General features: G+C 41.8%; 20 protein-coding genes and 1 riboswitch. Of the genes, 11 read left to right on the forward strand and 9 right to left on the reverse strand.

Going from position 1 to position 20,560, the window contains the following annotated elements:
• Window positions 1-2 precede the first annotated feature (2 nt).
• Window positions 3-1,637: a copper resistance protein CopC gene (locus QNH43_RS02250; RefSeq protein ID WP_283916651.1), complete on the reverse strand. Its 1,635-nt coding sequence runs from the start codon at window positions 1,635-1,637 to the stop codon at window positions 3-5.
• 300 nt (window positions 1,638-1,937) lie between these two features.
• Between QNH43_RS02250 and QNH43_RS02255 the strand changes: the two genes are divergently transcribed.
• Entirely contained in the window at window positions 1,938-3,473 is a 1,536-nt protein-coding gene (locus tag QNH43_RS02255; RefSeq protein WP_283916652.1) for a cadherin-like beta sandwich domain-containing protein, read from the forward strand.
• 52 nt (window positions 3,474-3,525) lie between these two features.
• Here QNH43_RS02255 and QNH43_RS02260 read toward each other — a convergent pair whose 3' ends face one another.
• From QNH43_RS02260 to QNH43_RS02270, 3 genes are all read right to left on the reverse strand, one after another.
• Window positions 3,526-5,157 (reverse strand): PAS domain-containing sensor histidine kinase, encoded by a 1,632-nt coding sequence (locus tag QNH43_RS02260; protein ID WP_283916653.1) that lies wholly within the window; start codon window positions 5,155-5,157, stop codon window positions 3,526-3,528.
• Window positions 5,158-5,270: 113 nt separating this feature from the next.
• Window positions 5,271-5,927: a TVP38/TMEM64 family protein gene (locus tag QNH43_RS02265; RefSeq protein ID WP_076372801.1), complete on the reverse strand. Its 657-nt coding sequence runs from the start codon at window positions 5,925-5,927 to the stop codon at window positions 5,271-5,273.
• 122 nt (window positions 5,928-6,049) lie between these two features.
• The gene (locus QNH43_RS02270) at window positions 6,050-6,535 is read right to left on the reverse strand and encodes a QueT transporter family protein (RefSeq protein WP_283916654.1); all 486 of its coding nucleotides are present in this window, start codon (window positions 6,533-6,535) and stop codon (window positions 6,050-6,052) included.
• A 6-nt stretch (window positions 6,536-6,541) separates the two neighbouring features.
• A riboswitch (PreQ1 riboswitch) is annotated at window positions 6,542-6,586 on the reverse strand.
• A gap of 169 nt (window positions 6,587-6,755) precedes the next feature.
• On the opposite strand from QNH43_RS02270, the gene QNH43_RS02275 reads away from it, so the two are divergent.
• Both QNH43_RS02275 and QNH43_RS02280 read left to right on the forward strand, forming a co-directional pair.
• Entirely contained in the window at window positions 6,756-7,277 is a 522-nt protein-coding gene (locus QNH43_RS02275) for a YbaK/EbsC family protein (protein ID WP_283916655.1), read from the forward strand.
• Window positions 7,278-7,409: 132 nt separating this feature from the next.
• Window positions 7,410-8,222, forward strand: a complete 813-nt coding sequence (locus QNH43_RS02280; RefSeq protein WP_283916656.1) for a hypothetical protein — start codon at window positions 7,410-7,412, stop codon at window positions 8,220-8,222.
• 76 nt (window positions 8,223-8,298) lie between these two features.
• On the opposite strand, the gene QNH43_RS02285 is transcribed toward QNH43_RS02280, so the two are convergent.
• The gene (locus QNH43_RS02285; RefSeq protein ID WP_076372809.1) at window positions 8,299-8,595 is read right to left on the reverse strand and encodes a DUF3892 domain-containing protein; all 297 of its coding nucleotides are present in this window, start codon (window positions 8,593-8,595) and stop codon (window positions 8,299-8,301) included.
• Window positions 8,596-8,881: 286 nt separating this feature from the next.
• On the opposite strand from QNH43_RS02285, the gene adhP reads away from it, so the two are divergent.
• Window positions 8,882-9,895: an alcohol dehydrogenase AdhP gene (adhP, locus tag QNH43_RS02290; RefSeq protein ID WP_076372823.1), complete on the forward strand. Its 1,014-nt coding sequence runs from the start codon at window positions 8,882-8,884 to the stop codon at window positions 9,893-9,895.
• Window positions 9,896-9,935: 40 nt separating this feature from the next.
• Here the strand turns inward: adhP and QNH43_RS27600 are convergent, their stop codons facing one another.
• From QNH43_RS27600 to QNH43_RS02305, 4 genes are all read right to left on the reverse strand, one after another.
• Entirely contained in the window at window positions 9,936-10,106 is a 171-nt protein-coding gene (locus tag QNH43_RS27600) for a helix-turn-helix domain-containing protein (protein WP_349654797.1), read from the reverse strand.
• Window positions 10,107-10,203: 97 nt separating this feature from the next.
• A complete protein-coding gene (locus QNH43_RS02295; RefSeq protein ID WP_349654798.1) occupies window positions 10,204-11,367 on the reverse strand; it encodes a sigma-54-dependent transcriptional regulator in 1,164 nt (387 codons plus the stop codon).
• Window positions 11,368-11,371: 4 nt separating this feature from the next.
• The gene (locus tag QNH43_RS02300; RefSeq protein WP_283916657.1) at window positions 11,372-12,988 is read right to left on the reverse strand and encodes a GAF domain-containing sensor histidine kinase; all 1,617 of its coding nucleotides are present in this window, start codon (window positions 12,986-12,988) and stop codon (window positions 11,372-11,374) included.
• A gap of 12 nt (window positions 12,989-13,000) precedes the next feature.
• Window positions 13,001-14,149: an iron-containing alcohol dehydrogenase gene (locus tag QNH43_RS02305; protein ID WP_283916658.1), complete on the reverse strand. Its 1,149-nt coding sequence runs from the start codon at window positions 14,147-14,149 to the stop codon at window positions 13,001-13,003.
• Window positions 14,150-14,420: 271 nt separating this feature from the next.
• On the opposite strand from QNH43_RS02305, the gene QNH43_RS02310 reads away from it, so the two are divergent.
• The 7 genes from QNH43_RS02310 (at window position 14,421) to QNH43_RS02340 (ending at window position 20,458) form a co-directional block, all read left to right on the forward strand.
• Complete coding sequence (locus QNH43_RS02310) at window positions 14,421-15,824, forward strand: M28 family peptidase (protein WP_283916659.1); 1,404 nt, start codon at window positions 14,421-14,423, stop codon at window positions 15,822-15,824.
• A 236-nt stretch (window positions 15,825-16,060) separates the two neighbouring features.
• Window positions 16,061-16,486 (forward strand): YwqH-like family protein, encoded by a 426-nt coding sequence (locus QNH43_RS02315; protein ID WP_241590107.1) that lies wholly within the window; start codon window positions 16,061-16,063, stop codon window positions 16,484-16,486.
• The gene (locus tag QNH43_RS02320) at window positions 16,486-16,776 is read left to right on the forward strand and encodes a YwqI/YxiC family protein (RefSeq protein WP_098370402.1); all 291 of its coding nucleotides are present in this window, start codon (window positions 16,486-16,488) and stop codon (window positions 16,774-16,776) included. Before QNH43_RS02315 ends, QNH43_RS02320 begins: the two co-directional genes overlap by 1 nt.
• Entirely contained in the window at window positions 16,773-18,926 is a 2,154-nt protein-coding gene (locus QNH43_RS02325) for an ADP-ribosyltransferase (RefSeq protein WP_283916660.1), read from the forward strand. The genes QNH43_RS02320 and QNH43_RS02325 overlap by 4 nt, the downstream gene beginning before the upstream one ends.
• Before the next feature lie 9 nt (window positions 18,927-18,935).
• Window positions 18,936-19,958, forward strand: coding sequence for an ADP-ribosylglycohydrolase family protein (locus QNH43_RS02330; protein ID WP_283916661.1), 1,023 nt, complete (start codon window positions 18,936-18,938; stop codon window positions 19,956-19,958).
• Between the two features lie 140 nt (window positions 19,959-20,098).
• Window positions 20,099-20,275, forward strand: a complete 177-nt coding sequence (locus QNH43_RS02335) for a hypothetical protein (RefSeq protein WP_283916662.1) — start codon at window positions 20,099-20,101, stop codon at window positions 20,273-20,275.
• 9 nt (window positions 20,276-20,284) lie between these two features.
• On the forward strand, window positions 20,285-20,458 hold the full coding sequence (locus tag QNH43_RS02340) for a hypothetical protein (RefSeq protein WP_283916663.1): 174 nt from the start codon (window positions 20,285-20,287) through the stop codon (window positions 20,456-20,458).
• Window positions 20,459-20,560: the final 102 nt, after the last annotated feature.

Genomic DNA, 20,560 nt, shown 5'->3' on the forward strand with positions numbered 1-20,560 from the left:
TATTATGAATTCCCTATCAAAATTATAAAATCAGCATTAATTGAATCCAGGTTTTCAGTTAATCCGTGAACATGGATATTCCACTTTCCTGGCATGGTTAATAAAGACTTGGATGTAAATGTACCTGTGTTTTTCTCCTTCATTTGCAATTTTATTTCACCGCTTGGCGTATCTACTGGCTGCATAGTGATTGTAAGCTGCTCTATTTCAGCAATGGGTTTGCCTTCATTGGAAAGATTTACTTGAATCAGGTTATCCCCGACTTCATTGGGAGTTACCATTAATGTAACCTCATTATTTTCTTCAGTCATTAACGTCTTTTCAATGGGCCCTGGAGAAGACATGGCAGTTTGGACATTTGTCAATAGAGATGCAACGAGAAGTATGACGATCCCTAAACCAAACTCCATTCCCACACTATAACCAAGTTTTTTCGTTTGTTTTTTCCCTCTGAGAAAATGAAAGCCTCCTAAAACGATCATGACTAACATGAGACCGATTTTCGCCAGTAACAATTGTCCATATGTTGTGTTGAACAATGAATGGACAGTCGGAACATGCTGTAAACTGCTATATATCCCGCTAACAATCAGTATGATTACAAACAGAAATGCCCATCTGGAAAACCTTTGAATGATCGACCAGTAAAATGTTTTCTTATCTTCTTGGACTGCCTGCCGTTCAGCAAGCCCAGGTAAAATCACCAATAAGGCCATAATGCCGCCGAGCCATAAAGCCATGGACAACAAATGAAGGAAATCCATCAAAACGGCCAGAAACTGATTAGGAACAGCTGCTGTATGTCCAGTTAAAGCCTTACAAATCATCAAGCTTGCCATTATGATGAAAGAAAGGAAAGGCAATGATTTATTCAGGGAGTTCTCGAGCATGAAATAAATCACTAAAAATAGAAGCAGCAATATTAGAACTTCAATGATCCAGACAGTTCCAAAGTTTGTAGCATTCAATACTTCTTTTATATAACTCAATTTAAATGCATCTGTCCAACCTACGCCAGCGTCAATCGTAACTTTTAAAGGCAGATTGAATAAGATGGAAAATGCTAAGCCTGCATATGAAAGCCAAAGGTATAGACGTGTTCTTCTGCTTTCTTCAAAAAGTCGAGAATCCTTCATTAAAGATAATCTGAAAAAAAGGATTCCAGTAAGTGCAGCGAAGCATATGTATTGAAGACTTTGAAGGATAACATTGATGGAATTCGGAAAACTTGCATTCACTACGGGATTTTCTTGGTCTGAAAGGCCCGCTGAATCTCCAAATTGAAAGGGAATTGTTCCTTCAATGGGATGCCCATCACTTGAAACAACTCTCCATTTAATGTAGTAAATCCCTTCGTCGATAGTGCCCTTCCACTTAGCTTCCAGTATTCTTTCACTTTGTTCCGAGATTGTACTGTCTTGAATTTGAATTTTGTCCCCATCATGGCTGAATACCTCAAGCGAATGGAAAGATGGTTGGATATTCTCGCTGAATTGAATGCTGATCTTTTCAGGAAGAGTATCCATCGCTTCATTCGGGCTAGGATTAGAGCTAATTACCGTAGCATGACCAAAAGCCGTTGCTGGGTATAAAAGCAAACTGAATAGGCTGACTACCAGCCATAAATATTTTTTCATCTTGGTGTGCCATCATCCTTTCATCAGATCATGTAAGCCCATTATAAAAGGAAAATGTGAAAAAACAGTGAAAATAAATTAGTTATCTAAAGGCAGTTTGAAAGGTTCGCTAGAAAAGTGATAATAATAAGTTTAGATTTGCCTTCCTACCTCCATTATAGCCATAAATCTTGGTTTGGAATTCCGCTTTGCAAAACATTAATAGGCATCCTGTTGTTATAAACTGCATTAAGAAATAATTAAGGTTCCTTTGATAACCTGAACCTATCATGTTTACAGGAATTATAGGAGGGATAGGCTTTGCTAAAGAAGGGATTAAAAGAAAAAAGTGTGAAAGTAATCTTGGTTGGTTCCCTTGTGGGGATGGGAACATCCACTTATATGCCCGCAGTAGGGGCTGAGGAAGTCACTTCCGTCATTCAAAAAGAGGCACAAACGGTAAATAGTCTTTCAAAGTTAGAAATAGAGGGTTTAGCACTGGATCAAAAATTTTCAGAAGATGTACACGACTATAGCTCGGCAGTGGGGAATGATGTGGAAAAGATCAACTTACTTGCAGCAAGTCCTAACGAGAATGCATCCATCTATGTGAATGGTGTCAAAATGACAGAGGGGAAGGTGAAGGACTTACCGCTTCAAACTGGCATGAATACATTTGAAATCATCGTCAGCGATGGGCAAAATGAAACGGTTGCCTATACTCTCAAGGTCAAAAAACTTGAAAGTGATGATAACCTTTTAACATCAATCGGATTATCAAAAGGCTCATTGACATTCGATTCTAAAGTGACAGCTTATAATGCTTCTGTTGAAAATGAAGTCCAGTCCATTACAGTAACTCCGACATTAAGTGACAGTACTGCAATTGTAAAGGTGAATGGAAAGGATGCAACCAGTGCAGGTGTAAAAGTTACCCCTCCAATCGGTAAGACAACGGTGAAGATTATCGTTACAGCAGAAAATGGAGAGGAAAAAACTTATACGCTTACGATTACACGGGCGGCAGCCAAGGAAAAAGAAGAATCGCAAACTGCACCTAAAGAGGGTGAAGTTCAACAGGAGCCCTCAACAGGAACTAGTAAAACTCAACCTTCCTCCGATAAGGGGAATGAATCATCTGTAACACCAACGGAACCCTCCGATAAGGGGAATGAATCATCTGTAACACCAACGGAATCCTCCGATATGGGGAATAAATCATCTGTAACATCAACGGAGACCACCAATAATCTAAAGCCAAGCAGTGGTGTCAGCCAAGTACCGAAAGCACAGCAACTTGAAAGCATTTCAACACAAAAAGCGAAAACGGATTCTATAGAGAAGGTAACGTCAGCAGATTCTTTAGGTGAGGAAGGCAATGATGCTCCAGTGTTAAACAATCTGACTGTATCATCAGGAGTATGGAACAAATCCTTTGAATCTAATGAGCATACCTATCATATCGAGGTCGATAATGATATTTCTTCAGTCGAAATGAATGCGACGGCAAATGCCAGTGGAGCAACGATTGAATATGACGGTGAGAGCAGTAATAAAGTGAAGATCAAGGATAAAGCGAAAACGGCCATTTCCGTTACCGTTTCAAAGGATGGGGAGCGCCGTACTTACGTCCTTGTTTTCGAAAAGGATATGGATGTGGAAATGGATGAGGAAGAAACCGTGGATGATGTCGAAACAAAAGAGGTGGAAGTTGAGGCAACGCAAATGAGTACAGCTGGCAAGTCGGAGAACGATACCTTCAATAATACTGAAGGCCAGGTTAATGGCGAACAACCTGTTGAGGCCGTGTCATTCTTTGGGAAAATAAAGGATTTCTTCACCTCCCTGATTAAATAGGAATGGGTCTGAATCCTGAAAAAAAGGACAAGGTTTAGGCTTGTCCTCGGATTTATATTTTTATGGGCAAAATGATTTGGACCTCGGTTCCATGGTTTAATTCGCTGTTAAAGCTGACCTTTCCCCGATGAGCCTCAATGATTCGGCAGCTGACTGTCAGTCCTAATCCGGTTCCTTTTTCTTTGGAAGAGTAGAAAGGCTCGCCAAGATGCTTTATCCGTTTTTTTTCAATTCCGCTTCCATTATCTTTGATGGTAATGGAAAGGTTATTGTCGATGCGTTCGAAATCTATCCAAATGTGATCGGCGGATGCCTCCATTGAATTCTTGAGCATGTTTATGAATACTTGTTTTAATTGGTTTCCCTCACATAATAGAAGTGGTATTTCGTTTTTAACAGATATTGATATTTGGGTGGGGTACGAGTCCGCCTCTGGTTTCAATAAGGTTTTGACATCATTCATCAGGTCGATGATTTGATGTTTGGTGAATGGAAGTTCCTGTGGTTTTGCCAGAACGAGTAACTCGCTTACAATAAGATTGATCCGGTCCAATTCACTTAACATGATCGTGTAGTATTGTTCATAGGGATGGTCGCTCTTTTTAAGCAGCTGGACGAAACCTTTTAAAGAAGTCAGCGGGTTTCGTACCTCGTGGGCCACACTTGCGGCAAGTTCGCCGACTACCGATAATTTTTCAGTTCTTCTTAAGCGTGCTTCGGTTTCCCGAATTTGAGTGACTTCTTTAGCATAAGTGATGATTCCGACTAAATCCTCTCCAACCATCATCGGGACAAACGTACAAGAAAGTAAGATGGACTTCCCGTACTTCGTCAGGAATTCTATATCTTTCCCTTTTTTTATCCCCTTTTGGTTTTCCATGACATATTGGCAAGATGTACGGATCAATTCCGCGTCTTCAGCTGAGAAGTTCAAATTAATGAATGAGGCTCCATGTATTTCTTCCTGTTGAAAGCCTGTTACAGTTTCAAACCTTGGATTTACGGTCGTGATCATTCCGTTTAAATCAAGCATCAGCATCGGATAAGGGTTGTGTTCAAACAATGATTTATAGCGTTGTTCACTATGGAATAATTGATTCTCCGCGACTACTCTTTCAGAAATATCCCTGCCGATGACGACTAAGCCTTTTCGTGAACCATCCTCATTGAACAGGGGAACTTTGATCGTATCAAAGGTCTTGTGATTGCCATCGGGAAGAGGGACGATTTCCTCACACCTTGTGATTTCCCCTTTTATCCACGTTTCTTCATCGGAAACTTCACAGTAGATCAACGACTCTTTATAAAATTCGGAGTATTCTGCGAGCTCACTGTCTCTTTTTCCCTTATAGTCGACATGTTCCAATTGGAATAATTGCAGCCCGAAGGTATTGGATTCAAGCCATCGGCCATCACCATCCTTGAAGTTAACGAAATCCACCATTGAATTTATGAGTGTACGCCGACGTTGTTCCGCTTCTTTTAATTGTTTGAATTCTTCCCTTTTAGCCAAATAAAGATATAAAACCAAGCCTATTGATAAAAGGAAAACAAATCCTTCCGCTCTTTGAAGTTGAATGAAGACCTCTTTGTTTTGGATATTTGTAGTTAAAAAATAGTCGAACACGACTAGTGTAAGAATCCCGAATAGGATATATATTGCTAAGATGGAGCGTTTGGACATGGAGATTCTCCCTGATTTTAAGACATTTCTATGGTAAAATTACATACACATTTTAACAAACTATCGGAAAAAAATATATGCAGAATCCTAAATAAAAAAACAGGGGCCAATGGTCACCTGTTTTTTCTGAAGAAGGTCAGTTTCTTTTTCTTTTTTGCGCGCTTATAGATAATGAAAAATAGTAAGAGGACGAGTGCGAGTGCTGCTAGCGTATATTGGTTCATTTCAACAGATAGCAGTCCATATGGAATGAGCGAAAGGAAGAAAAAGTAAATAAGGTTGCCAAGTGCCGTCGCTAATAAAAAATCCTTGAAAGTGACGGTGCTGACACCAGCTACCAAGTTAATTAAGCTTGTTGGGATCAGAGGGAAGATCCTGCCTGTAAAAACGTACATGAAGCCATGCTCCACAACAGTTTCTTGCCACTTTTCACCAATCTTCTTTAAGAGAGGCTCCTGAAACCAGTTTCTTGCTGCATAAAAAATGAAACCTGAGGCAACAACGCTTGTAAACCAACTCCATAGATATCCATATATGAATCCGAATATCGTGACATTGATAGTCAGGAGCAAAATTAAGGGAATGATTGTAAAAGAATTTTGTACAAACATCAATACGAATGTCACAATAAATGTAAGTAAAAGGTTTTCCTTCAAAATGCCAATAACAGAATCCAGATCACTTTTCCAAACCAAAGTGAATAACTCTGCATTAGAAATAATAAATATTGCAATTACCAATAGACCGATTATGGTCAGGACTTTTTTCAAAGGGCCACCACCATTCTTACTAGTAGTTTATCATTTTCGAGTTCATTGGTGAAAAAAAAGAGCTGCCGCATCATGCAGACAGCTCTTTTCCATTATAGTGGGTTCACGGCGCGAAGATTCCATTAAAGCCACTTTTCAAACTGAATTCTTTTATTCATTCCATAAATGATTGGAGCCCCAATCAAGAGGACAACGAATTCACCGACAGCCGTGGTCATCCAGCTTAACCAGAATGGGAAGCCCAGGGCAAGGTTCAGTTCAATTGCAATTAAAAACATTGTGAACGTGAAAAAGATAATCGTGGCGATCATCCGTCCTTTAATGCCTTTTATGAACCGAGAAACAAAAATGACAAGCAATAAGGCGAGCAGAGATTGCCCCACCCCAAAAATCAAATCATATGGAACCATCGGCGAAAAAAGCAGATTCGATATGAAGACTCCGCCGACGATACCGTAGATATACTTTTTATTGAATACAATCAGATGATTCAATATTTCCGGTACACGAAATTGGAACATCTGAAATGATATTGGTTGGAACGCCAATGAGACCGCCACATACAAGGCAGCCAATAACCCGCTTATCACGAGTGTACGAACATTCATTTTACTCTCTCCCTAGTTTTTTATCGTGGGATGGTTACGAACCACGTTTAGGCGTTTGCCCGATTATTAATAGTATCCCATGCAAGCTTGTTTCGTCAATTTGTAAAGAATGGTTTTAATTTATAGTTTCCAAGCAGGGGAGGTAGCTTAATTGGATTTTGATTTATTGCAATGAAGGATGATATTATTTCAATATGTACTTCTAAGGAGTGAATATATTATGTCGATCGAGAGTGTCAAAAGCCATTTTAAACAATGGGATCGGGAAGGCGATGTGATGGAGTTCGAAACATCGAGTGCTACGGTGATTGAAGCGGCGGAAACCATCGGTGTTATCCCAGCGCGGATTGCTAAGACTCTTTCCTTTAAGGGGGAAGGTGAAAAAGCCATTTTGATTGTTGCTGCAGGAGACGCGAAAGTGGATAATAAGAAATTTCGTCAGACGTTCGGTTTCAAGGCACGAATGCTTTCACCAGAAGAAGTGCTTGCACAGACCGGCCATGCCATCGGAGGAGTTTGCCCGTTTGGTCTGGCAAATGATCTAGCTGTTTTTCTTGATGTATCGATGAAACGCTTTGAGTCATTGTTTCCGGCATGCGGCAGTGCGAACTCTGCAATAGAACTTAAACTCGCTGAGTTGTTTGAATATTCAGGCGCGAAGGATTGGGTGGATGTTTGCAAAGGTTGGGAAGAGAAGGGGAATGAGGAAACGGCGGTTGGCAATGCAGTTGATGGCCTTTGATGGTTTCGAAAAATGCACATGAATGGAATTGAGTCCACTATGGTGGACTTTATTTTAGTGGTGAACGCATACATTTTCTATGATTTAAGCGGAAAATCGGGCAGAAAGTGTTCCTTGAGCGGAGGTTGAAAGATGTTAAATGAAAGCAAAAGAAAAAGCAATAACAGCTATCTTAGTCTTAAAACTCTTTATGAAGAGAATATAACGGTTAAAAGCATTGCCCAGGAGCTTGAGTTTTGCCATAATAACGATCTGGCGAAGGATATCCAGAAAGCATTGGAAAAAAAGAATTATGATATATTGGCAGTCCAAGATCAGGGGGAAATCATCGGGTATATCGAAAGGGAAGAACTCGGTGAAGGAAGCATCTCTGAATATTTGAGAAACTTCTCACCAAGGGAAATGGTATCGGATTCAACTCCTTTGATCCAGCTTCTCCAGATTTTCAAGTATAAAACAAGGGTGTTCGTATTAGAGAATAATTCGATAAAAAAGTTGATCACCCATGCCGACCTTCAAAAGCCTCCGATCAGGATGCTGATATTCGGATATATTACTTTATTGGAAATGAGGATGAGCGATATCATCCAGGATAGATTCGGCGATGGTAGCTGGTATCCAATGATCAGCGAAGACCGTTTAGAAAAGGCAACCGAATTATATAGAAGGAGAATCGATAAAAACGAGGATATCAATATAATAGAGTGCCTGCAAATCAGTGATAAATTCGATATCATACATAAAGATAAAGATTTGAGGCGCTTCTTCCAAATCCCTTCGAAAAGTAAAGGGAAAAAGGATGCGAATGCCATCCGGAAATTAAGGGATAAGATTTCCCATGCTAATGAACTGGGGCTGGACATGTCATGGATGGAAATCATCGAGGTTGTCGAGACCTGTGGCCGACTGCTCGAAATCTCTGAATCTTATCAGTATGAAAAATAAGGATCCGGCTAATCATGCTGGTTCTTTTTTAGCGCATCCAAACAGAAAAAACTGCCCGTATCAGGCAGTCTCCCCCTCAAAACTCCGGCAGTTGATCCAGGTTATTTTCTTTTATCCCATCGGGCTCACTCCGCAATATGTCACGTCCATATTTATGAAAGACGTCAACATTGGCCAGGTTGCCTGCTTTGGCTTCCGAAAGGGCTGTGGGGTAGTCGAGTTCGCGGCCGGAGTTCGTCTTGATGGCGATAATATTGTCCTCTTCATTTTTCCTTACAGCGATGATTTCTTCTTTTCCTGCTGAATCAGCTTGGTTTGCTTGCGGTGTTCCCTGCTGTTTATATGATTCATAGGCCTTTTCAAATTGGTCCATGTTTTAGACACCTCCTATTTATAGGGTGAGCCATTTTTTCTGCAATATACAAACCGGATTTCGTCCAACTTGAGCCATTGATTCGTCCAAATGGGCCGAATTTTCGGCACTTTTTTAAAGTGAATGCTGTCTTCTTTGCCTTTTTGCAGTGGCATGGCACTTGCATCTTGTGTAAGTAGTAGGTGTAAGTAGCAAGAAATAATATCCACTGGAATAGGGAGGAAAATGAATCATGAATGTAAATCAAGGGGCAAGCACTGTAAATGCAAAACAAAAGGTCAAGTCAATGAAAGCGGCGGTCGTCAATGAATTTAACCAAAAACTTGAGATTAAAGAAGTTCCCATCCCAGAGTTGGAATATGGTGAGATATTAGTGAAAATTAAAGCATGTGGCGTGTGTCATACCGATTTGCATGCGGTACATGGTGATTGGCCGGTAAAACCAAAGCTTCCGCTTATCCCCGGACATGAGGGTGTGGGCATTATAGAAAAGGTGGCAGAAGGCGTAACTTCCTTGAAAGTAGGTGACCGTGTTGGGATCCCATGGCTTTATTCGGCTTGTGGCGATTGTGAATACTGTCTGACCGGAAGGGAAACGCTTTGCTTGGATCAATTGAATGCAGGCTATTCCGTGGACGGAGGGTATGCTGAATATTGTAAAGCACCCGCCAAATATGTGGTGAAGGTTCCTGAAGGGCTTGACTTTGCGGAGGTTTCACCAATTTTCTGTGCAGGTGTAACGACCTATAAAGCGCTTAAGGTATCAGAAGCAAAGCCTGGTGATTGGGTAGCGGTTTATGGAATTGGCGGATTGGGACATGTTGCCCTGCAATATGCGAAAGCGATGGGCTTTAATGTCATTGCTGTCGATATTCAAGATGATAAGCTTGATCTTGCAACGGAACTTGGGGCGGATTACACGATTAATGGACTGAAGACCGATCCTGTACAGGCTATAAAGGATAAAGTTGGCGGTGTGCAGGCATCCATTTCTGTAGCGGTTACGAAAAAAGCTTTCGAACAGGCTTACAGTTCAGTCAAGAGGGGCGGGACACTTGTCGTAGTCGGATTGCCGAATGATGAACTTCCAATCCCGATTTTTGATACAGTGCTGAATGGGGTAACTGTAAAAGGGTCAATCGTCGGCACGAGAAAAGATTTACAGGAAGCTGTTCAATTTGCGGCTGAGGGTAAAGTCAGAACGAATATAGAGACGAGGAAACTTGATGAAATAAATGATGTGTTTTCAATGATGGAAAAGGGAGAAATCAACGGACGCATCGTATTGACGTTAGAATAGGAACAGAGGAGGATGCCCCAGGGACGGGGCATCCTCCTTTTTATGTCTGGTTCTTCTCATTTAATATATAACGTAATTTCCTTATGGATATCTGCAAGCGTTTGGCTGCTTCATTCCGGTTACCGTAGGTTTTTTGCAGGGCCTGCATGACGAGCTCCTTTCCAATTGTGGATTGAAGCTGTTTGATTTCCGTAAGAATTTCTTCAAGCATCAGTTCATCCTTCTCATTAAAGTCAGCCACCAGTCTTTTTCGCCATTCTTCAAGAAGGTTTTCAGTTGACTGAATTCCACTAGTGGACACGTTTTTGTCAGGGGGTGATCTGGCTGTTAGTGAGGGAGATATCATTGGCTGATATTACCGACTTATGGTCTGCGAGAGTTAATGTGCGCATGACCACATTAGATAGTTCGCGTATGTTGCCTGGCCAATTGTATTGCTGTAATTTTTCAATGGCTTCATTGGAAAAAGAGATATCTCCATGACCATTCCTCTCAATCAAGTGACGGACAAGCAGGGGAATATCCTCTTTTCGGTTCCTTAAAGGCGGGATATTGAGAGTCACGACGTTCAGTCGGTAAAATAGGTCTTCCCGGAATTTATTTTTGTCCACTGCCTGCTGCAAATTTTCATTGGAGGCCGCCACTAACCGGGCGTTCGTCCGTAATGTCCCGCTGCTGCCAACCCTCATGAATTCCCGCGTTTCCAAAACACGAAGCAATTTGACCTGGATGGCGGGACTCGCATCCGCAATTTCATCAAGAAAAAGCGTCCCGTTCCCGGCAATTTCGAAAAAACCCTTTCGCAGCTGGGTCGCTCCGGTGAACGCACCCTTTTCATGACCGAATAATTCGCTTTCAAGCAGGGACTCAGAGATCGCTCCACAATTGATGCCGATAAAAGGTTCATGGTTTCGGGGGCTGGCAATGTGAATGAAGCGTGAAAGCACTTCTTTACCGCTTCCGGTTTCTCCCTCAATTAATACATTGACGGTTTTTTGAGCCACCTTGAAAGCCATTTCAATCAAATTCTTCATTAAAGGACTTTCGCCGACAATGAGTCCTGAATCCTCGGCAAGTTTATGGATGAAATGCTGATTCAAATCTTCATTTTCATTCAAAAGGTTGTCAATCTGCCTTTCCAGTACTTCAATATCCACAAAGGGCTTTTCCATATAATCACTCGCGCCAAGTTTCATTGCATCAACAGCGGTCTTGACGGTGCTGTATCCGGTCATGATCAGTACCTTGCAACGCGGCTGCAGCTGTTTTAGATGCTGCAGGAGGGAAAGTCCATCACAATCCGGAAGCTTCAGGTCTATCATTGCGACATCAAAACGCTGCTGATTCCAATCGATTTCATGAAAATCCTTCCCGCTATTCACAACTTGTACGAGATAACCTTTCATCGTAAAAAGGCGGGAAAGAAAAGTCCCAACCTCTTTCTCATCGTCTACCACAAGTAAATGAACCATATTATCATCCCCTTTCCTCTTCTGCTTGTAAGGGAAGCCTCAGGAAAAAAGTGCTTCCTTGTCCTGGTGTGCTCAAAACATCGATCTTCCCACCATGGTCTTTGGCGATGCCAAGGCTTACAGACAGCCCCAAACCCGTACCCTTTTCACGGTCTTTAGTCGTATGAAAGGGATGGAATATGAAGGGCAGGCGTTCTTGTTCAATCCCCGTTCCGTTATCAGTCACCTGAACCACCAAGAACTCGTTTTCTGAATAGGTAGTGATCGCAATCGATTTTTCCGTTTGTTCGGACTCATCCAATGCGTCCTTTGCATTCAATAGCAAGTTGATGATGATCTGTTCGATCTGCGGCTGGCTGCCCTTTATGAAAGGAAGGTCTTCCTGAAGGCTAAGGTGGAGGGAGATTTGCTTCTTCCCAAGTTGGTACTTCAAAAGGTTCAGGACCTGGTGAATGGCTTCGTTAATAGAGTAATAGTGGAATCTATACTCATCCTGCCTAGAAAAGGTAAGCAGGCTTTTCACGATTTGCCTGCATCGGTCCCCGCAATTCTTAATGTCGTCCAATAGCATATAATCCGGATTGTCCTGTGGGGTTTTCCGCAATAAAATTTGCGAGTTGCCAAGAATGGCCGTTAATGGGCTATTCAATTCATGGGCAATCCCTGCTGCCATTTCACCGATCGCCCCAAGTTTACCGGCATGTAATAGCTGGACTTCCATCTGTCTTCTTTCGGTGACATTTTTATAATAAGCAATGACCCCATATACTTGATGTTCCTTATTCTGAATCGGGTAGGCATACATTTCCAGGATGGTATCATGCTGAAGGGGAATTTCCTGAAACCCTGGCTTATTAAATGAAAAGGTATCTTGAATCAGATTTTGGGATTTTTCAATTAAAGGAACCAGGTCGGAAAAGTCCCTGGCCGAATCATTGGATTGATAGACCGCTCCTTTGTGATCAAAGACGATGATCATGTCTTCAACTGCCTTGAATGTATCCTCCCATTCCTGTTTGGAATGAAGGACTTCCTTATAAAGCTGGGCATTCTCCAAAGTTAACGCAAGCTGATTGGATAGTTGTTCAAGAAATTCGAGTTCATCTTTAGGCCATGTTTTCTTTTTCTTCCTGCCGAAAGTCCAGATTCCGATTTTTTTACTTTTTCCGTATAAAGGGACCAATAGAAGTGATTCGATCTCAAGGGATAATAGACGTTCCTTTTCCCGGAAGTCCGGTAACCGTTTAACTTCCACCTGAATCGGCTGTTTTTCTTTCAAGGCGGACGAGAAATCCTGAAAAGGGTATAACAAGTTTTTTGCATCCATTTCAAGTTCACAGTGACCATTAGGGCAGATATGAAGCAGGGCAGGCTCTTCCTCATACAATATGACAAAATGACTGTCATCGAAGGTAATGAGTTGCTTAAGTTTTGCAATAACATTTCGGAGAATTTCTTGGATGTCGATGTCCATATTCATATTTTTAGTGATGTCATTCATGATTTCAAGCTGCATATTCTTCTTCTTCAGCTGATCCACGGTTTTCTTAAGTTCCGTGTAATACGTTTTCTTTGAAGATTTCACACCTGTCATTAAATCTATCAATTCAAGTTTGTTCATGCTTTTCACCTCTTAAAGGGCTGTAAGAAGCAGCTGATTAATCTGTTCTAATGACATATCACGAGGATTTGTGATCATGCACGCATCCTCAAGAGCGGTCATCCCTATGGGGTCTATCATTTCTCTTGTAATGCCGACATCACTTAAACTATTGGGAGCCCCTATATCCTGGGATAATTCCCTTACGAAGTGTATGGCTGCCATTCCTGCTTCCTGCTCGGTCAATGTCCGTGTATCGATGCCCATGATACCTGCAATCTCACTGAATCGCCTTGGTGAGGCAATTCGATTGAATTCCATGACATGGGGAAGGAGTATCGCATTGATTTCACCATGCGGAAGGAGGTATTTGCCGCCTATGGCATGTGAAATGGCATGGGCAGCTCCCAAAATGGCGTTGGAAAAAGCCAGTCCAGCCTGCAGGCTCGCCATCGCCATCGCTTTTTTTGCTTCCTCATTATGCCTGGATGCAACAGAGGGGCGTAAGTGGCGGGCAACGATGGAAAGCGCGTTTTTGGCTTGTACATCTGTCAATGGTGTCGCAGCGATTGAAACATAGGATTCAATGGCGTGGGTTAAAACGTCCATTCCCGTGGCTGCGGTCAAATCCGGTCCCAAGGTGGTTAAGGTACCAGGGTCGACTATTGCAATATCGGGGACGAGTGATTTTGAAATGATTGTCATTTTTTTCTCGCGGAATGAATCGACGATCACCGAAAACTGAGATACTTCCGAACCCGATCCTGCAGTGGTCATGATCATCACCATGGGCGGGAGGGGTGAGTGGACTTTATCAACACCTTCATAATCACTGATGATGCCGCCATTCGTTACTAAAAGGGCAACCCCTTTGGCGACATCCAAAGCACTGCCTCCTCCCAAGCCAATGATGGCATCACATTCTTGTTCTTTAAATGTCAAACAGCCGGCTTCAATCTCCCTGTCCTTCGGATTGGTCGTCATTTCAATGAAGGTAGCAAAAGCAAGGCCCGCATCTTGGCAGGATTCAATGACTATTTCTAACCAGCCGGCATTGGCCACCCCTGAGTCGCTGACTATCAAGGCCTTTTTGGCACCCAAACGCAAGCAGGCCTCGCCAGCCTGTTCAATCGAACCTTTTCCAAAAATCACTTCCGGCATCACGAATTTAGTTATCGACATCTTTGCGCCTTCTCCCTGTAGAAATTCTATCTCTTCTGTATTATTTTCCCGAAAAAGAGCGGAAATCCTGTTTGGATTACAGGTATTTTTATATAATATGACAAAATATCGAATGATGGAGAACTTTTAGCAGGGGTCAAACTTCCTGTGAATTTCTTTAATTTGTAAATTCGTTACTTTAGACATGTATGAATAGGGATAAACCTACCTAGTTAGTATTTTCTCTATATTGTAAAATTATGGTGGAATCTATTAAACTGGGAGGCAATCTATGAAAAAACAATTACTATCAGTAACCTTAATCGCAGCATTGACATTCGGAACAGCTGGGACAACCACCGCTTTAGCAGCGCCACATTCTTCGCCGGTGCTATCAGCGCCATCCACGGACAAGCAAGTCATTAAAAGAATCGATGCCGATAAAATCTACAGGAATATTGAATACCTCTCACAAACACCTCGGGTGGCCGGTACGGATTCTGAGTATAAAGCCGTCCAATTCATCAAAAAGCAATTCCAATCTTATGGCTATAATGCCGCTATCAAAGAGTTCAATTTTTTATCTTATACAGACCCAAATCTGGTCGAACTGTCCGTTGCCGGATTTGATGGGGAAATCCAAGCGAACCATTTAACCTATTCAGTTAATGGGGACCTATCCGGTGACGTTGTATATGCCGGTTTAGGAACGAAAGAAGAGCTGGAGGAAACCGATGTTGCAGGGAAGATTGCCCTTATACAAAGAGGCAGCCTCACTTTTGCAGAGAAAGTATTGAATGCAGCAGAAAAAGGGGCAGCGGGTGTCATCCTATTCAATAATGCAGATGGGGAATTGAACGGGACACTCGGAGAGGATAATGACAAGTTTGTTCCATCTGTCACGATAACCAAAAAGGATGGGGAAGCCCTGCTGGGAAAATTGAATGCCGGAGTTAAATTGACAGCATCATTAAAAATCGAAGGAGCTTATTCCGGAGAAAAAACCTCTTATAATGTAGTGGCAACGAAAAAAGCAACAAAGAACAATAAAGCAAAGAAGAGCGATATCATTTATATTACTGGACATCATGATTCCGTCGCGGGGGCACCCGGAGCGAATGATGATGCATCAGGAACATCCGTCACCCTTGAACTTGCACGTGTTCTGAAGAATCTTCCGACAGATACGGAAATTCGCTTCGTCACCTTTGGGGCAGAGGAAAATGGATTGCTAGGTTCACAGCATTATGTGAGCAATCTCCCTGATAATGATATCAAGCGGACCATTGCCAACTTCAATCTCGATATGGTGGGAAGTAAGGATGCCGGGGATTTGGTCATCTTGACTAATGATGGAGAAATGAACCTTGTAACCGAGCTGGCCCAAGCATCAAGTACAAGAATGAATGGAGAGCCGACTCCATATGGACAAGGCGGGAGAAGTGACCATGTATCCTTTGCTGAAGCTGGGATTCCCGCTGCTTTATTCATCCACAGTCCATCAGAACCTTGGTATCATACTCCTGATGATACCATTGATAAAATCTCAAAGGAAAAGCTTCAAGATGTTGCTGAAATTGTCGGCACCGCTGTCTATGACCAAGCTAAAATCGAAGCTAAAAAACCTGATCTCAATCATAAAAAAGGGAAAAAGGTGAAAGTACCGCATTTATTTGACGAAAAGGAATACAAATAATGCAGTAAGTATTTAAAGGGTGCAGCCTGCATCCTCTTTTTTTTGTTTAAAAATGGAAAACGAGGGGTAATAAGTCTAATTCGTAATTGATGACTATGGGAAGGATTCCCTAAATACCTAGCATAAATAGCTTATTTATCCCTATTTAACTCTAAGACTATAATCCTTATAATAAAAATTATGAAAAATATGACAGTCTACATAATGAGAATAGTATGTTTGAGGTGATTTTTTAAGTGTATGCAAATTCATTGAGTGAAATTCACTCAGCCCTCTCCAGCAAAATGTCCGATGTGAATGAAAAAATCAATCGTTTGGAGCAGGCAAAAAGACAAATCAAAGACGAACAGAATGCTTGTCTGGGGGAAATTGCTAAAATAAAAAATCCGGACTTGGGTAAAAGCTGGACGGGAAACCGTGCAGAAGACTTTCAGGATGCCCGCAGTGATGCTTACAAGGCAATGTCAACGATCATTCATGATGATTATGACGACTATCAAGAGAAAATCGACGGTAAAATCATGATGCTTAATATAGAAAAAAAGGCTCTGAGTGCAGCAGGCACCATAGCACATGAAGCGGATGTTCTATTAGGTAAAGGGGAAGCCGTCATAGATCAATTGGAAAGTAAAATATCATATTTAAAAGGGTGGTTGTTTTAATGACGACAATCAAACTGAATCATCCTGCCGTAACGAAGCAAGTCGATCAGGTGAAGACGGCACTTGGTACAGTCACGCTTGGAAATTTGCCGGCAGGCGAGCTTGGCAGCAATAAATTGGAATTCACCTCGAAATGGATCGACCGGGAAACGAACCTGGAAAAGGTCTTTGAGCAATATATCAAAATCGTCCAGAAAAATGTGGAAGATACCCGTGCCAACATTGACTTATTAAAAGAACAGGATGAAGCCATCGCCCATACGTCTTCACATGGGTATCCTACGCGATGAAAATATATGAAGCCAAGACATTGACGGCCGCAACCAAGTCGCGCGCCAAGCAATATGAAGAACTAAAGAAGGAAGTCACAGCCCTGAAAAAGGAATTTCAGGGCATCGTCGGCCTGGATAACGAGTTTCAAGGGGCCGGTGCCACTGCCATCAAAAGCTTCTATGAAGCGCAAATCGAGGTGGCGGACGCCTGGATGGAACTTTTTACGACCCAGATCAGTTTTTTGGAAGGCATTCCGGCAAGTCTGGAAGAGGCGGACCTTTCCGGAAATACGGTGGTCGAGGTTCCCTTTTTAGATGGCGAAGTCTCGAACGGCATCAACCAAGCGAAGTCGCTTGTCGATGAACAAGCAAACGATCTCCAAAGGATCCTCGACAGCATTGACGATATCCTGCCTCTTGATAGGTTCGACCAAAAAGACTTTAATGAAAAAATCACACTGGCCGGCCAGAGGCTGGATGACACCGTGACAAAAGTCGAGAATGTCGACCGGCAATTGGTCGAGGAATATGATGTATCCGTCGGGCAGGAAAACGTGGCCGTTGGCCTCTTCCGCGCCTTGCTCGATGCCACCAAACAGGACGGCAACGTTTCGCCGATGACCTTCAATCAATCGGCCTTCAAGAAAAGTGATGTCTATCAAGTGAAGGATGAAGTCGCCGGTCAGATGAAAGACTATCAGACCTTCAAAAAGCAGCAAGCCGAAGCCCGGAAAATCGAACAAGAAATGGAAGAACTCGAAAACCGCCCATGGTACGAAAAAGCCTGGGATACGACAAAAACCTTTACAGGCGAATTCACGGGATATTATGATTCAATCAGGGCCTCAACCGGAGTCGATCCAGTAACCGGCCGCAAGCTGTCCGATGCCGAAAGAATCGCCGCCGGCGCCATGGCCGCCGCTGGATTCATTCCCGTCGTCGGCTGGGCCGGCCGGGCCATCAAAGGCGGCAGCGCCATCTATAAAACGGCCAAAGGACTCAACGCGGCGAACCACGCGCTCGATGCCTATAAAACGACAAAAGGCTTTAGCCTCCTCCAGAAAACCGAATACGGGATATACGGCCTCCTCGCAGCCAACGGCCTCTTTGAGGCCGTCACCGGCAAAGACATGTTCGGCAACCAGCTAACCGAGGAACAGCGCCAGAACGGCCTGATGATGGCACTCGGAATCGGCGGTGTGGCTGGTGCGGCCAAAGTCGCCGATAAAGTAGCAAGTGGTACAAAGTTCGTCCCTTACAGCAAGGAATTTGCGCAAAAGCAGGTACATAAGGCTCAAGCCATCATCAACGGTATGGGCAAAGCCACATATGAAAATGTGATAAAGGTGGGTAAAGCAACTGGGAATGTTGCGAAAACAACCGGCCGCTTTATTGCCAATGAAACAAAAAACTTTAAGGAAATTGCCGTTTCTCATGGGAAAGCGGCTGGACGGGCAATTGGTGAAATCAAAATGCCTGTTCTCAGACCATCCCTTCAACCTGCTGGGCATAATATGATTGGACTTGAAACTGATTCAGTAAAAGTGAAGGAGCTCGTACAGAAATTTAGTGTTAGAGGTGGGGCCGGTGAAGCAACCCCTACAATTAGTAATATAGCCGAAGCTCATGAATGGGGTAATAAAAACTATGCTAATTGGTTGAAATCGTTAACTGAAAGTGAAAGAAAAGCTATTATTAAATATACTGGAATTGACTATCAATATATTAATAATTATTTAAGAGGAATCGATGATTCTTTACATGGCATAAATATGCAGGTTATTGATGATATTAAAAGTGGTCTTAGTAAAGCAACCGTTCCACATAATATGCAGGTATATAGAGGAACTGACTTTAGACCGTTTGAAGATATTTTTAGCATAAATAAATATGGGAATATAGATGTTGAATCTTTAATAGGCAAGACTATTAAGGATGAAGGATTTATTAGTACGGCGATTGTAAAAGAATCTTCTTTTGATTACAAAGAAGTTTTATGGACAATTAATATACCCCAAGGAGCAAAGGCTGCCTATGTCGGCGATATTAGTAACGTCCCTGATGAGGCAGAATTACTTCTCAATGCAGGTCAAGAATTGTTCATTAAAGAAGCGAATGAAGATGCAAATGGTAAATTGCATCTTATACTAGACTTAATTAAAAAGTAGGTGTAATGAATGACAAGCAGAAGAATGGTAGACAGATGGGAAGACGATAGTAAAAGTTTTTTGAGATTTAATCTAAAAAAAAGAATGTTACCAAGTCTGTATGGCAGTATTATTGGAGACATGCTCGGTGTCCCGGTTGAATTTAAAAAAAGAGGGACTTTCACTATTAATGATATAACGGGATATGGTACCTATAATCAGCCGCCAGGCACTTGGTCGGACGATACTTCGTTAACTTTATGTTTAATTGAAAACTTAATTGAAAAAAGCGATTCAACGGAGCTGATGCAAAAATTCGTTCAGTATATGGAATCTGGCTATTGGACACCACATCATGAAATGTTCGATATTGGCAGAACGACAAGTGAAGCCATAATCAAGTTTAAAAATGGAACACCGGCACCAGAATGTGGCGGAAACGCCATGTTTGATAATGGGAATGGGGCGTTGATGAGGATCGCTCCAGTGGCATTTATCCTTTTTAATAACTTTAATTTCATTGAAAAAATCCAAACCATTAAAAAGTACACGGAAGTAACCCATGCACATCCGCGTTCTGTGGTAGGTTCCATTATTTATGTCGAGTTTTTACTTAGACTTTATTATAATAATTCTCCTGAAGTTTCAAAAAGGGAAATAAAAGAACTTTTTGATGAGAATTTTGATAAAGATCATATATACCAAAAAGAGCTGCAATTCTATTCAAGAATTTTTGAGGAAGATTTCTTTTCATTACCACAAGAAGAAATTCAGTCAGATGGTTATGTCGTTCATACGTTAGAAGCAGCCATTTGGTGCTTAGGAAATTCAGATTCATTTAGCGAAGCCGTTTTAAAAGCAGTGAATCTAGGGGATGATACGGATACAGTAGGTGCCATTACAGGCACGATGGCAGGTATGTACTATAAAATGGACGACATCCCTAAAGAATGGCTTGAGAAAATCACAAGAAAAGAAGATATTGATCAATTAATCGAGAAATTTCATAGTTTTTGTGCAGATAAAGCAATTAAAGAAGAGTATGGAGATTGATGGAAATCACCCATATAAAAACCCCCTATAAAAGACTTTTATAGGGGGTTTTTATGTCCAGAGTCCAGTTTATGCTATGTTAAACGGAAAGCGAAGCTGTTTGAATTTGGGTGATGGAAAATTAAAAAGGAAAGTATGCAATGCATAATGGTAGCGAGTATAGTTTTAGTCTACTGGAAGATAAGTCTATAAGGTTAATAAGTCATAAACAAGCTGATCTATCTCAAGGTTTCAAACATTTAGATGAAAATATCTATATAAAAAATGTTTCTGTAGAAGAGGTAGATTTATTTAAGATAAATTCAAAGGCAATATAAAAGGGAGAGGTGTTTCGAGCATCTGAAGAAAGAAAAACTGGAAAAGTATTGTTGGATACAACAAACACTGAACTTGCTAAAAAGATGGGGTTTGAACGAACCGATAAATATATGTACTCCAAATCTGTGGAATGGGACGAAGTGGAGATAATCGAGGAGAGGGAGCCCTATTCGTTAGATTAATTTCCTCATTTAAAGCGCCTACATAAAGTAAAAGCGATTATTCCTTCAATAAGTGGGTATAAAGTATTGAGCGGTCTTTCATTTAATATCTAGCACTAAGTT

It is taken from the genome of Peribacillus simplex (genome assembly GCF_030123325.1).
Taxonomy (GTDB): Bacteria; Bacillota; Bacilli; order Bacillales; family DSM-1321; genus Peribacillus; species Peribacillus simplex_D.

What these genes read in the sequence shown, in the direction of transcription:
- QNH43_RS02250 (WP_283916651.1), bottom strand. Translation starts at nt 1,637, where the DNA reads ATGAAAAAATATTTATGGCTGGTAGTCAGCCTATTCAGTTTGCTTTTA.
- QNH43_RS02260 (WP_283916653.1), bottom strand. Translation starts at nt 5,157, where the DNA reads ATGTCCAAACGCTCCATCTTAGCAATATATATCCTATTCGGGATTCTT.
- QNH43_RS02270 (WP_283916654.1), bottom strand. Translation starts at nt 6,535, where the DNA reads ATGAATGTTCGTACACTCGTGATAAGCGGGTTATTGGCTGCCTTGTAT.
- QNH43_RS02275 (WP_283916655.1), top strand. Translation starts at nt 6,756, where the DNA reads ATGTCGATCGAGAGTGTCAAAAGCCATTTTAAACAATGGGATCGGGAA.
- QNH43_RS02280 (WP_283916656.1), top strand. Translation starts at nt 7,410, where the DNA reads ATGTTAAATGAAAGCAAAAGAAAAAGCAATAACAGCTATCTTAGTCTT.
- QNH43_RS02285 (WP_076372809.1), bottom strand. Translation starts at nt 8,595, where the DNA reads ATGGACCAATTTGAAAAGGCCTATGAATCATATAAACAGCAGGGAACA.
- adhP (WP_076372823.1), top strand. Translation starts at nt 8,882, where the DNA reads ATGAAAGCGGCGGTCGTCAATGAATTTAACCAAAAACTTGAGATTAAA.
- QNH43_RS27600 (WP_349654797.1), bottom strand. Translation starts at nt 10,106, where the DNA reads ATGCTTGAAGAAATTCTTACGGAAATCAAACAGCTTCAATCCACAATT.
- QNH43_RS02295 (WP_349654798.1), bottom strand. Translation starts at nt 11,367, where the DNA reads ATGGTTCATTTACTTGTGGTAGACGATGAGAAAGAGGTTGGGACTTTT.
- QNH43_RS02300 (WP_283916657.1), bottom strand. Translation starts at nt 12,988, where the DNA reads ATGAACAAACTTGAATTGATAGATTTAATGACAGGTGTGAAATCTTCA.
- QNH43_RS02305 (WP_283916658.1), bottom strand. Translation starts at nt 14,149, where the DNA reads ATGTCGATAACTAAATTCGTGATGCCGGAAGTGATTTTTGGAAAAGGT.
- QNH43_RS02310 (WP_283916659.1), top strand. Translation starts at nt 14,421, where the DNA reads ATGAAAAAACAATTACTATCAGTAACCTTAATCGCAGCATTGACATTC.
- QNH43_RS02320 (WP_098370402.1), top strand. Translation starts at nt 16,486, where the DNA reads ATGACGACAATCAAACTGAATCATCCTGCCGTAACGAAGCAAGTCGAT.
- QNH43_RS02325 (WP_283916660.1), top strand. Translation starts at nt 16,773, where the DNA reads ATGAAAATATATGAAGCCAAGACATTGACGGCCGCAACCAAGTCGCGC.
- QNH43_RS02330 (WP_283916661.1), top strand. Translation starts at nt 18,936, where the DNA reads ATGACAAGCAGAAGAATGGTAGACAGATGGGAAGACGATAGTAAAAGT.
- QNH43_RS02335 (WP_283916662.1), top strand. Translation starts at nt 20,099, where the DNA reads ATGCATAATGGTAGCGAGTATAGTTTTAGTCTACTGGAAGATAAGTCT.